Below are 12,224 nucleotides of genomic sequence, written 5' to 3'. Positions count from 1 at the left end.
CTCGTGGGAACATAGTTCCGTGTCGCCAAACTTCACCCTGCACTCGCGATTCGGGCGCGTACTTTCGATCATCGTCATTGCTGCCTTCGCGGCGGGCCTTGTCATCACGGCTATTCAAGGTCGCTGGCTGGATGCCCTGCAAGTGGCGCCCATCTTTGGGCTCCTCTCGCTGCTCACGTGGGCAATGTTCTGGCGCCCCAACGTTTACGTGACTGCCGCCGGCGTCAGCGTGCGCAACGTCTTGCGCACTATCGAGGTCGCGTGGCCAGAAATCCGTCGCATCGACACCAAATATGCGCTCACTCTCGAGACTCCGCACGGCACCGTTACAGCGTGGGCTGCGCCCGCACCTGGTCGCCATTCGGTCTTCTCGGCCGTGCGTCAAGACGGCGCGAACCTGCCCGAGTCGAGTTACCTGGCTGGCACGGTGCGACCCGGCGACCTGATCACCTCTGATTCCGGTCAAGCGGCCCATGTCATCCGCACCCATTGGGAGCAACTGCGCGACGATGGGCATCTGGATGCCGCCACGAGCGAGTTCACGAAGCTGCGAGTCACGTGGCACTGGCGCACTATCGCGGCTCTCGTTGCGCTGACGGCTTTGGTCTTCGTCTCGACGCTCGGCTAGCTCACTCGTTCTCACTTGTTTACGGTTCCGTCGCCGGGACGTGTGCCGGGGATGTAGGCCTTGAAGAAGTTGCCGATCTCGGAACCGAGCCCGCGCTGACGAGGCACACGCTTCTGGCGCGGGTCGAACGCATCGCGCAAACCATCACCGATGAAGTTGATGCAGAGCGCAATAATCACGATGAAGAGTCCCGGCCACCAGAACAGCCACGGACGCGTCTTGAACGCTTCGTTGTATTCGCTGATGATTTGGCCGAGGGAGATATCCGGAGCCGTGATGCCGAAGCCGAGGAAGCTCAGCGAGGTCTCGAGCAGAATGACGGCGCTCATCAGCAACGTCGCGCTGACGACGATTACTCCAACAGTGTTGGGCAGGATGTGGCGGAAGATGATGCGGAAGTCGCTGGCACCAGCCACTCGGGCAGCATCCACGAACTCACGCTCGCGCAGGCTGAGGAACTCGGCGCGCACGAGTCGCGCCATTCCGGTCCACGCGATGAGCCCGATCATGACGGCCAACAGGAACGCGTCGCCACCAATCGTCTGGCCGAGAACGGCACCGAGGATCAGCAGCGGCACGATGATGATCACGTCGGTGATACGCATGATGAGCTGGTCGACCCAGCCACGGTAGTAGCCGGCGAGAGCGCCGAGAACGACGCCGATAACGGTCGAGATGATTCCCACGATGAAGACAACGTTGAGCGATTGCTGCATGCCGCGCATCACGCGAGCGAAGACATCCTTACCGGTGTTGTCTTGCCCGAAGGGGTGCTCACCGAAGCTGAACGGCCACCACGTAAAGGTCGGCGCACCGCCGGGGAGCACGATGTCGTAGCGTTCCCACCACGTGAACCCCCACCATCCGGGGATGCGGAAACCGTCGACGATGAGGCGACTACCGGTGGGGTCTGGTGTGAGTTTTCCGGTGCCGCCGATCACGGTGCCCACCGAGGTGAACGCGAGCAGCACAAGGAAGAGCAACACGAACACGGAGACAACAGCACCGCGGTGCTGCAGGAAGCGGCGGCGCACGATCGCGCCCTGGCTGAGACCTACCGTGGCGCGCTGTTCAATGCTGAGTTCTTGGCCCACCGACTGTTCGTCGACTACGGGCTTCTTGTCGGTCATGATCAGCTCACCCGAATTCTGGGGTCAAGGGCCGAGTACAAGAGGTCGGCAATAACGTTGAAGATAACGGCGAGGATGCCCGTGACAAGGAAGAAGCCCATCACCAGGTTCACGTCGATGTGCTGAAGTCCCTCGTTAAAGAGGGAGCCCATCGCCTGCCAGGCGAAGACTCTTTCCGTGATCACGGCACCACCGATCACCGCCCCGAAGTCGAGCGCGATGATGGTCGCGATCGGGATCATGGCGTTGCGGAAGGCGTGACGCATCACCACGGTGCGTTCGCCGAGTCCCTTGGCGCGAGCAGTGCGCACGTAGTCCTGGTTCATGACGTCGAGCAGGCTGGCGCGAGCGTAGCGCGTGTAGGCCGCCAGCGAGATGATCATGAGCGCGATCGTGGGCAACAGCATGTGGGTCAGCGAGTCGAGCATGTTCAGCCAGGTGTCATCCACGCGGCGGATGGCGGGAGTCGAGGCACCGATCGTGGCGATCACGCCGTTGCTGAGCGGGATACGTGCAACGTACTCATCCCAGCGGATGAACATCTGGTCGAGCACGAGCGGGATGATTCCCAAGCCACCGACGATGGCCGTGGTGCGAGCTACGACGGCCTTGCCATCGCCCCCGACGAAGAAGCCGACGAGGAGGCCGAGCCCCACCATGATGGCGAGGACGAGCAGCACAGTCCACGGGCTGTTGACGTAGTAGAAGAGGAACTGGAACGGCCAGCTCAGGATGACGGTCAGCACCACGATGATTCCGACCGCGAGCAGGGCCCGCCGGTTGTGGAAGCCGGTGGAGGTGAAGAGCACCACCGCGCCTGTCGCGATGGACATCAGCGCGATTCCGACGAAGCCGATCGAGGGGCTTTCAAACCAGCGCGTGACATCGAGAAGGATGAGCAACGCAGCAATACCGCCGCCGACGCTGACGAAGGAGATGACGCGCGTTCGCAGCTCGCCGCCAACGACGGACGAGGCTATGAAACCCATCACAAGCCCAATGATGAGTATCGACCACCACGGTATGACGGGGTCGCCGAGGAACGAGTTGAACTGAATGGCGCCGAACTCTTTGAGGAGTACCGCGACCCAGAAGATGGGCAGCGAGTAGAAGACGAAGGTGAGGAACGTGACGACGTAGTCGTAACCGCTGTACTGGCGAAGCGCGGTGGTCATTCCGATGGCGACACCGATGACGATCGCGAGGATCGTGGCGGCGAGCACCAGTTGAAGCGTGGAGCCGAGCGCTCCACCGATGGCTTCGATCACGGGCTGCTGGCCGCGGGCGACCGAGATGCCGAGGTCGCACTGACCGATGAAGCAGGCCCCGACTCCTCCGAGCCAGGAGAAGTAACGAAGCACGGGAGGCTGATCGAGATTGAGCAGCCCACTCAAGTACGCAATTTGGTCTTGAGCGCTGGGATCTCGACTGCCCCGAAGTTCTCGAAGCGGATCACCGGAATTGGCGGTTAGTACATAGACGATGAATGAGGCCACAAGCAGAACTAAAAGAGTGGCCACAAGGCGCCTGGCGACAAAGGTCAGCACCGGAGATCCTCATTTCGGGGGCGTGCAGAACAGAACAAAAACAGTGCCGACGAGCGGCATGACGACGGACTCACAAGTGGGCCGGGCGTGAAGCCCGACCCACTCGTGAGCGCTACCGAGGAATTACTCGGAGTCGGTCGGTGCCCACTCCCAGAAGTTCCAGAAGTAGGTCGGCGACAGCGGACTCGGGTCCACGTTCGTTACTGAGTTGTTCCAGACGGTGATTCCGGGGAACTGGAAGATGGTGACGCCGTAGGCGTCTTCCCAGACCCGCTTCTCAACCTCAACCTGGATCTCGGTCTGGACTGCGGGGTCCAGCTCGGTCTCGAGGTCCTTGAGGAGTCCGTCTACCTCGGTGTTGGAGTATCCACCGAAGTTACTGGGCTGGCCAGTACCGAGGTACTGGTCAGAACCGGTGAGCGCGAGGCTCGTCGACTGCCATGCGAAGATGACCGCGTCGTGAGGGTTGATCGGCAGGGCTTCCTTGTCGGTGAAGGCCCAAGTGGGCTCCGAGTCGTCAACGACCGTGAAGCCGGCAAGAGCCGCCGACTGCTGGATGAATTCGAATTCGGATGCACGACGAACGTTGCCCTCGGGGTACCAGAACTTGACCTCAACGGGAGTAGTTACTCCGGCGTCAGCAAGCAGCTGCTTAGCGCCTTCGATGTCGACCTCGGCGTAGTCAGCCGAACCGTTGGTCGAAGCGATCTCGTCATAGCCGGGAGCACCAGGAATCTGGAGCACCGAGTCACGCAGAGTGGCGTTCGGGTTGAGCGGGCTGATCAGCTTGTCGAGGATCTCCTGACGAGGAATGACCTTCAGGAATGCCTGGCGAACTGCCTTTGCCGTGTCTTCGTCTCCGCCGTAGGTGGCGGGGTCGAAGGGACCACCGTTGTTGAACGTGAGGTCAACGTGCTCGTAAGTAGCCTCATCCGCGGTCACGTAGTCGGCGTTGTCGAGTCCCTTGACGAGCTCAAGCACGTCGGGAGTCGGCTGGCCGGCTGCGATCTGAACGTCACCGTTCTCGATGGCCTGAACCTGAGCGGTCGAGTCCTCGATCTGACGAACAATGATGCGTTCGTACTTGGGTGACGGGCCCCAGGTGTAGAGCTCGTTGGCCTTGAGCGCAACGTACTCGTTCTCTACGAGTTCGTCGAGAACGTAAGCACCGCTCGAGAGAGCGACGAGGGGGTTGTCTGGAGTGCTCGGCGCCTGGTAGGCGTCGTTCCAGGCCTTAGCGACCGGGGTGAGCCAGTCAACGTCGTCGTTCTGAACTGCCTCGACGAACATTTCCTTTGCTTCCTCAGGATCAGTGATCTCGGGGTAAGCAAGCGACACGACACCGTGAGCGGCAACACCGAGGTCGTACTGGATCTCCCAGTCAACGTAGGCCTTGTCGTACACGATCGTGATGCTCTTGTCATCGATCTCCGGCAGAGCCGAAGCGAGGTCACCACGCGGGTTGGCGTGGGTGAAGAGCGGAGCGCCCTCAGCATCCTCAACACCGGCGAAGATGGTGGTCCACGCGAGCAGCAAGTCAGCGGAGTCGATGGGGGTTCCATCGGACCAGGTGACGTTGTCGTTGAGCGTGTACTTGACCGTCAGCGGGTCGTCGCTCGTCTTCTCGAACGAACCGAAGTCGGTGTTACGCACGAGAGCAGGTTCGCTGTTGTAGTACAGGAACGACGAGTTCATCATGTACAAGACAACGGCGTTAGCGGTGTTGTTGCCCGCTGCGCTGCTTCCGTTGAAGTTGTCGATCAGGTCATTCCACGCCACCGTGATTTCGGTGTCGGCAATAACTTCTGATTCATACGGCGGAGTACACCCTGTTAGGGCGAGGGCTCCAGCCGCGAGCACAGCTATGGCAGCTGAGACGCGCTTCTTCTTCATCTTTCCTCCAGTAGAAAGGTGGTCGAAGGGACGGTGTAGACCAATCCCATGGCGGCCATTACACCGTATTGCTGAACGTCAGGGCAATAGAATCTGACGATTCGCACAATTCGCAACAAGAACGACACAATCCTGCGTGGATATATGTGTCTACCCCACAGCGGGGGTGATGCGCGGATGAGCGGAGGGTGAGAGGGCACAGCATTTGTGGCGTCCACGGGGGTGCCCGCAAAGTTGCAGCAGAACCTCGACGCAAGAAATCGCCGCAGTGGCGATCGAAAGCTGTGACACAAGAAATTTACACATCAGGGCAGTGTCGGCTCGCGGCATCCAACTTAGACTTGAACCCAGCGAAGCCCACACCGGCCGTCACTGTTGCCGCTGGACAACAGATAAGGAGTGCGCTGATGCCGCCCGAAAACGCCCCAATCACGATCTCGATCGAACGCACCGTTGACCCCGCCCGCATCGCGCAAGCCACAGCCTGGATGCAAACCGGCATCAACCTCGCCACGACCTACCCCGGCTTTCTCGGCTCCGGCTGGGTACGCGCCGGCACCGACAGCACCACGTGGCACATGCTCTACCGATTCGCGGATGACGCAGCACTCTTGCACTGGGAACAATCCCCCGAACGTGCGTGGTGGCTGCAGAGCGGCAGCGGGTTTATGAGCCAGCACCGCAGCGAACGCCGCACCGGCATCGAAGGTTGGTTCGATGAACCAACCGAGGTCACTGTTGAGCATGCGGGTCTCGCTGCGGCGGCCCCTGCCGCACCACCGCGCTGGAAGCAGGCCGTGACTATTTGGCTGGGCTTCTTTCCCCTCAACCTCCTTTTCACGGTGCTCGTGACACTGCTGGTTCCTGGCTGGGACGAGCTGCCGATCGTGTTGCGGGTACTCCTCACTACCCTGTGCCTCACCCCGGTCATGACCTACGTGTTGCTGCCCGGCGTGACCCGGATGCTGCGACGCTGGCTGTCGCCGACTAGCTAAGCGAGCGCCCTACCCCAGCAGTTTTTTGAGACTCGCGGTGTAGACCTCGAACGCTGAACGCCCCCGCGCCGTCAAGTTGAGATAGGTGACGGGGCTACGACCCTGGTGGGCTTTCGTGACTTCGACATAACCCGCATCTTCGAGTTTTCGCAGGTGCGTTGAGAGATTGCCCGGCGTCATTTCGAGCAGCTGCTGCAGCCGCGGGAATGCGAGGCGATCGCCCGCGGCGAGGGTGGCGAGAGCTGCAGTAATGCGCAGTCGGGCTGAGGCATGGATGACGGGATCGAGTTCATCCATTGTCTTAGGCCATTCTGCGAAGGTGGAGCGCGAACACGATGGCGGCGATCAGCATGCTTCCGCCCCCGACGAGTGCCATCACCACATTGTTGGTCGGTGCGCCGAAGAAGGGAGAGATCGCCCCAGCCACCAGCAAGATGCTACCCAACACCAGTTGGCTTTTTTCTTGCCAGAGGGCGGCGCCCAAGAAATAGATCATTCCCGCCATGATTCCGAACACCGCGGGAAAATAGAGGGAAGCAAGCTCTGGGGATAACCCGTTCTGAATGAGCCCAGCGCCAACGGTGCTGAATCCAGTGCTTGCCACCAGCCATGAGAGTCCGTAAACGGTGCCCGCAAACGTGGAGTTGCCCTGCACTCCTGTGCTAATCCGGATGCCGAGAATCGTTGAAATCACGATGGCGCCGCCGATGAGCACAGCGAACGCGACGCTAGCGGGAACCAAGGGCACCGAGATCCATGAGCTGCCGCTCTGCGCCGCTGCCCACAGCAATCCGAAACCGATGAGCCACGCGATTCCCCACACGCCCAGCATCCACGGAATAGGCGAAAGCTGTTGGCGCACCATCACACTTTGTTGGTCGTCGACCAGCTTGAGCATCTGCTCCGGTGAGAGCGCCGACTCATCGTGGTCGACACCAGCCACGTCTACAGAAATCGGAGCGCCGTCATTGTTCGCCATAGTGAACTCCTTTGTGTTGCGACCAAGAAGCCCCGGTTCGGTGTCTCGTTTCGCTATCTACTTTGTAACACAAAGTACTTTGTCAACGCAATAAGTCTGCACCGATTCCTGCTGCCCAAGGCACACCGCGTAAGCTGAAGGGCTATGTCTGCCTCCGACGTTCACTCCGCCAGCACCGCAGCTGCCCTGCCCGCTGACGTCGTCGTGACGTACCCGCCCGAGCTGCCCGTCAGCCAGCGCAAAAATGACATTTTGGCCGCCATCCGTGACCACCAGGTCGTGATCATCGCGGGAGCGACGGGTAGCGGAAAAACCACCCAGCTGCCCAAGATTTTGCTGGAACTGGGCAAGACATCCATTGGGCACACGCAGCCGCGACGAATTGCCGCGCGCACCGTTGCGGAGCGCATCGCCGAAGAATTGGGCAGCGAACTCGGCGACCTCGTGGGTTACCAAGTGCGGTTCACCGATCGTGTGGGAAAAAACACGCGCGTGAAGCTCATGACCGACGGCATCTTGCTGAATGAGATTCACCGCGACCGCGACCTCAAGAAGTACGACGCGATCATCATCGACGAGGCCCACGAACGCAGCCTCACCGTCGACTTCTTGCTCGGCTACCTCAAGCAGCTGCGGGCCCGCCGCCCCGATCTCAGCATCATCATCACGAGTGCCACGATCGACCCCGAGAGCTTCTCGAAGCACTTCGATGGCGCCCCCATCATTGAGGTGTCGGGACGCACCTTCCCCGTGGAGATTAGGTATCGCCCGCTCGTTGCCGAGGAAAACGTTGGCGACGACCTCGAATCCGAGGATGCCGAAGAAGCTGCCGCCAACCGCGCCGACCGCGATTACCTCGAAGGCATCAACGACGCCCTCGACGAGCTCTCTCGCGAGAGCGACGGCGACGTGCTCGTCTTCCTCTCCGGCGAGACTGAGATTCGGGATGCCGAAGAATCCATCCGCGGACGCATCAGCGCCGGCAAGCTCTCCGAGGGCACCGAAGTGCTCCCCCTCTATGGGCGGCTGAGCTCCGCCGAGCAGCACCGCGTGTTCGAGTCGCGCCGCACGCCCGGCACTCGACGCCGCATTGTGCTCGCCACCAACGTTGCCGAAACCAGCCTCACCGTGCCCGGCATCCGCTACGTCATCGATGCCGGAACCGCGCGTATCAGCCGGTACAGCACGCGCGCCAAAATTCAGCGCCTGCCGATCGAAGCGATCAGCCAGGCCAGCGCCAACCAGCGCTCGGGCCGTTCTGGACGAACGAGTGACGGAATTGCGATCCGCCTCTACTCCGAAGAAGACTTCAACGCTCGGCCCGAGTTCATGGAACCCGAGATTCTGCGCACCAACCTCGCGGCAGTCATCCTGCAGATGATCTCGCTTGGGCTCGGAAATATCGCCGAGTTCCCGTTCTTGCAGCCGCCAGATTCTCGCGGCATCAAAGACGGCCTTGAGCTGCTGACCGAGCTCGGTGCTGTCGAAAATGCGATGGTCGGCCAGACAAAAGCCGGGCACAAGGCCGCCGGTCCGAAAGATGCCGCCCCGCGCATCACCCGCATCGGCAAGCAACTCACCCAGCTGCCCATCGACCCTCGCCTCGCGCGCATGGTGCTCGAATCGAAGCAGCACAGCACCACGCGCGAGGTTATGGCGATCGTTGCCGGTCTCAGCATCCAAGATCCCCGAGAACGCCCACTGGACAAGCGCCCGCAAGCCGACCAGCAGCACGCGCGCTTCATTGACCCCACAAGTGACTTCCTCACCATGCTCAACCTCTGGAACTACCTCGAAGAGAAACAGAAAGAACTCTCGGGCAACCAGTTTCGACGTATGTGCAAAAACGAATATCTCAACTATTTGCGCGTGCGCGAATGGCACGATGTCTACCGCCAGTTGAGCCGCATGGCCAAGCCGCTCGGTCTCGTGATCGGTGACGCACACTCGAACCCCGATGGCATCCATCGCTCGCTGCTGGCTGGCTTGCTTAGCCACATTGGGCTCAAGGATGTCGCGAAACGCGACTACATCGGCGCCCGTCAGACTCGGTTTGTCATCTTCCCCGGCTCGGCTCTGGCCAAGAAGCAGCCGAACGCGATCATGAGCGCTGAGCTCGTAGAAACGAGCAGGCTTTTCGCACGGATGAATGCGTCAATCGATCCGGTGTGGGCTGAGAAGCTTGCCGGCGATCTCGTGAAGCGCAGCTATTCAGAACCGCACTGGGAGAAGAAGCAGGGCGCGGCCGTCGCGTTCGAGCGCGTGACGCTCTATGGCGTCACCCTGGCCGCTCGCCGTCGCATCCAGTTCTCGCGCGTAGATTTGCCCGCCGCCCGCGAACTCTTCATTCGCCATGCCCTTGTTGAGGGCGAAGACGACCTGACGAAACGCGACAAGCGCGTGTGGGGCTTCGACGCCTCGAACCGAGCGCTCCGCCGCGACCTTGAGCAACTCGAAGAGCGCAGCCGTCGCCGCGATATCTTGCACGACGACGAAACCATTTTCGAGTTCTACGACAAACGCGTTCCACCGACCGTCGCCTCGGTGCGCGACTTCGAGGGCTGGTGGAAGAAAGCTCGTCACGACTCCCCCGACCTGCTCACCCTCTCCACCGACGATCTCCTTGAGAACGCGGATGACGCCGAAGTCGACGAGACCGCCTTCCCGACCACCTGGGTGCGCGGCGATCAAACGCTGAGCCTGAGCTACCGCTTCGAGCCCGGCACGGACGATGACGGTGTTACCGTCGCTGTGCCGCTGCCCTTACTCGCCGGACTTCGCCCCGAAGGCTTCGACTGGCAAGTGCCCGGCCTGCGCGACGAACTCGTGACCGCGCTCATCAAGGCCCTGCCGAAGCCTATTCGCCGCAACGTCGTCCCCGCCGCTGACTGGGCTCGCCGCTTGCTCGAAAACGCTCCAGACGACCCCGCCGCCGCCGCCCTCGACGAGGGCCCAGGCGTGACCGAATATCTGGCCAAAGAAATCACGCGACTGACCTATGTGAAGGTCGCGGCATCCGACTTCGAACTCGACCGCGTGCCCGCCCATTTGAAGGTCACCTTCGCGGTGATCAACGAGCGTGGCAAAAAAGTCGGTGCCAACAAGTCGCTGCGCAGCCTGCAAGCGAGCCTCAAGCCGGTCGCCCGGGAGAGTGTTGCCCGGGCCGTGGAAGGCGCCGCTCAGCGGTCTCCGGAGCGCCCGGCAGACACCCTCGAACGCTCCGGAATCACAACCTGGGACTTCGGAGAGCTCGATCGATCGCGCGACACCCAGCACGGCGGCAACACCATCCGCGCTTACCCTGCACTCGTAGACGACGGCGACTCGGTCTCCCTCCGCCTCATGTCGACGCCCTACGATCAGGCCATCGCGCACCAGGGCGGTGTGCGTCGCCTGCTGCTGTTGGCGATTCCCTCGCCCCTCGGCTACATCAACGAACATCTCACGGGCACTGAAAAGCTGGTGCTCGCCCAGAGCCCGTATCGCTCCACGAATGCGCTCTTCGACGATTGTTTGCGCGCGTGCGTTGACTCCGTGATGGTCGATCGCGACATCTTCTCGCAGAGCGAATTCGAGGCGCTGCGGAACGAAATTTCGGCAGGGCTGGTCGACTCGCTGTTTACGACCGTCTCGCTCGTGGCATCCATTGTGTCGGGGGTTCGACTGGCCGATAAGGCGATCCGTGCCGCGACAAGTATGCATCTGATTGCACCGCTCGGGGATGCGCGCGAACAGCTCGATGCGCTCGTCTTCCCCGGCTTTGTTTCGGCGACAGGGCTCACTCAATTGCGACGCCTCCCGGTCTACCTCAAGGGCATCGAGCATCGGGTGGCGAAACTCACCGAGAACCCCGGCCGCGACCGCGGGTGGATGTCCGAAGTCGAATTAGCGACCCGTCGCTACAAGGACGCGGGCGGCACTCTGCCGTTAGAAAAGCATCCCGAACCGCAGATCGTGCGTGCCCGGTGGATGCTCGAAGAACTGCGGTTGAGCCTCTTTGCGCAACACTTGGGAACCGCCGAATCGGTGAGCCTGCAGCGCATCGCCAAAGTGCTCGCTTCCTAAACCCTTTTATTCAGCGGCCCATCACCCCCACAAGTTACTCTGGAGGCTGCGAGAAGCACGATAACCGGCCTCTCTTCTGAAAGAAAGCAGTTCACGCGTGTCCGAAAGCACCACCGATCACCCGACCACCCACGATGTTTCCGCCGAGATCGCGCGTTCGTGGCTTCTGGTGGCAGCAACTCGCCCCGAAGACTTCGACGCCGCTGAGCGTTCACGCGCCGACCAGATCATCCTCGACGTGGAGGATGCCGTAGACCCTCGCCTCAAGTCCATCGCTCGCGATTCCGTTGTCGAATGGTTGAGCAACGGTGGCAGTGGCTGGGTTCGCATCAACGACCGCACTTCTGATTTCTGGTCAGACGATGTGGATGCCCTCGCCGGACTTCCCGGACTACGCGGGGTCATGCTGGCTAAGGCCGAAGCAGCGGCTCATGTCTCTGAAACCTTCGACCGCCTCAAGGGAATCACGCCCGTGATCGCCCTCGTCGAGTCGGCCCTCGGCATCGAAGAAGCTGTCTCGATCGCCCGCGCCCGCGGCGCCTACCGTCTTGCCTTTGGCAGTGGCGACTACCGTCGCGACACCGGTGCCAGCGCCGACGACCTCGCCATGGCCTACCCTCGCTCGCGCCTAGTTATCGCCAGCCGCGTCGGCAACCTGCCCGGCCCCATCGACGGCCCGACCGTCGGCACGAGCCACCCCGTTCTTCGCGAACAGGGCAGCATGGCCGTCTCCCTCGGTATGACAGGCAAGCTGTGTCTCGACATCGAGCAGCTGCCGATCATCAACGAAGTCATCAGCCCTACTCGTTCGGATGTCGCGTGGGCTCGCGAATTCTTGGAAGACTTCGAGGCTCGCGGCCGCGTCATCCGCGACGGCAGCGACCTGCCCCGCCTTGGCCGCGCACAGAAGATCGACAAGCTCGCTCGCGCGTTCGGTGTCGAACCGGCCTAACCGTAGTACTTAAGCGCACTCGCCGTTAGTCTTGA

General features: G+C 61.5%; 9 protein-coding genes. 4 read left to right on the top strand and 5 right to left on the bottom strand.

What is annotated here, in order from left to right:
* Positions 1 to 19 precede the first annotated feature (19 nt).
* Complete coding sequence (locus I6E60_RS11600; RefSeq protein ID WP_197125808.1) at positions 20 to 628, top strand: PH domain-containing protein; 609 nt, start codon at positions 20 to 22, stop codon at positions 626 to 628.
* Between the two features lie 11 nt (positions 629 to 639).
* Here the strand turns inward: I6E60_RS11600 and I6E60_RS11595 are convergent, their stop codons facing one another.
* The 3 genes from I6E60_RS11595 to I6E60_RS11585 form a co-directional block, all read right to left on the bottom strand.
* Positions 640 to 1,758 (bottom strand): ABC transporter permease, encoded by a 1,119-nt coding sequence (locus I6E60_RS11595; RefSeq protein ID WP_197180458.1) that lies wholly within the window; start codon positions 1,756 to 1,758, stop codon positions 640 to 642.
* A 2-nt stretch (positions 1,759 to 1,760) separates the two neighbouring features.
* On the bottom strand, positions 1,761 to 3,278 hold the full coding sequence (locus I6E60_RS11590; protein WP_374189219.1) for an ABC transporter permease: 1,518 nt from the start codon (positions 3,276 to 3,278) through the stop codon (positions 1,761 to 1,763).
* Positions 3,279 to 3,428: 150 nt separating this feature from the next.
* Positions 3,429 to 5,198, bottom strand: a complete 1,770-nt coding sequence (locus I6E60_RS11585; protein ID WP_197180454.1) for an ABC transporter family substrate-binding protein — start codon at positions 5,196 to 5,198, stop codon at positions 3,429 to 3,431.
* 407 nt (positions 5,199 to 5,605) lie between these two features.
* Between I6E60_RS11585 and I6E60_RS11580 the strand changes: the two genes are divergently transcribed.
* A complete protein-coding gene (locus tag I6E60_RS11580; protein ID WP_197180452.1) occupies positions 5,606 to 6,193 on the top strand; it encodes an antibiotic biosynthesis monooxygenase in 588 nt (195 codons plus the stop codon).
* A 9-nt stretch (positions 6,194 to 6,202) separates the two neighbouring features.
* Here the strand turns inward: I6E60_RS11580 and I6E60_RS11575 are convergent, their stop codons facing one another.
* Both I6E60_RS11575 and I6E60_RS11570 read right to left on the bottom strand, forming a co-directional pair.
* Positions 6,203 to 6,490, bottom strand: coding sequence for a transcriptional regulator (locus tag I6E60_RS11575; protein ID WP_197125741.1), 288 nt, complete (start codon positions 6,488 to 6,490; stop codon positions 6,203 to 6,205).
* A gap of 4 nt (positions 6,491 to 6,494) precedes the next feature.
* Positions 6,495 to 7,172: a hypothetical protein gene (locus tag I6E60_RS11570; protein ID WP_197180450.1), complete on the bottom strand. Its 678-nt coding sequence runs from the start codon at positions 7,170 to 7,172 to the stop codon at positions 6,495 to 6,497.
* Between the two features lie 144 nt (positions 7,173 to 7,316).
* Between I6E60_RS11570 and hrpA the strand changes: the two genes are divergently transcribed.
* Positions 7,317 to 11,237 (top strand): ATP-dependent RNA helicase HrpA, encoded by a 3,921-nt coding sequence (hrpA, locus tag I6E60_RS11565; protein WP_197180448.1) that lies wholly within the window; start codon positions 7,317 to 7,319, stop codon positions 11,235 to 11,237.
* A gap of 97 nt (positions 11,238 to 11,334) precedes the next feature.
* Complete coding sequence (locus I6E60_RS11560) at positions 11,335 to 12,189, top strand: CoA ester lyase (protein ID WP_197125746.1); 855 nt, start codon at positions 11,335 to 11,337, stop codon at positions 12,187 to 12,189.
* Positions 12,190 to 12,224: the final 35 nt, after the last annotated feature.

The sequence above is a fragment of the Salinibacterium sp. SWN167 genome, assembly GCF_015864665.1.
Lineage (GTDB): Bacteria > Actinomycetota > Actinomycetes > Actinomycetales > Microbacteriaceae > Rhodoglobus.
Note: the sequence above shows the minus strand (reverse complement) of the source record. Positions and strands in the feature narration are given on the sequence as shown.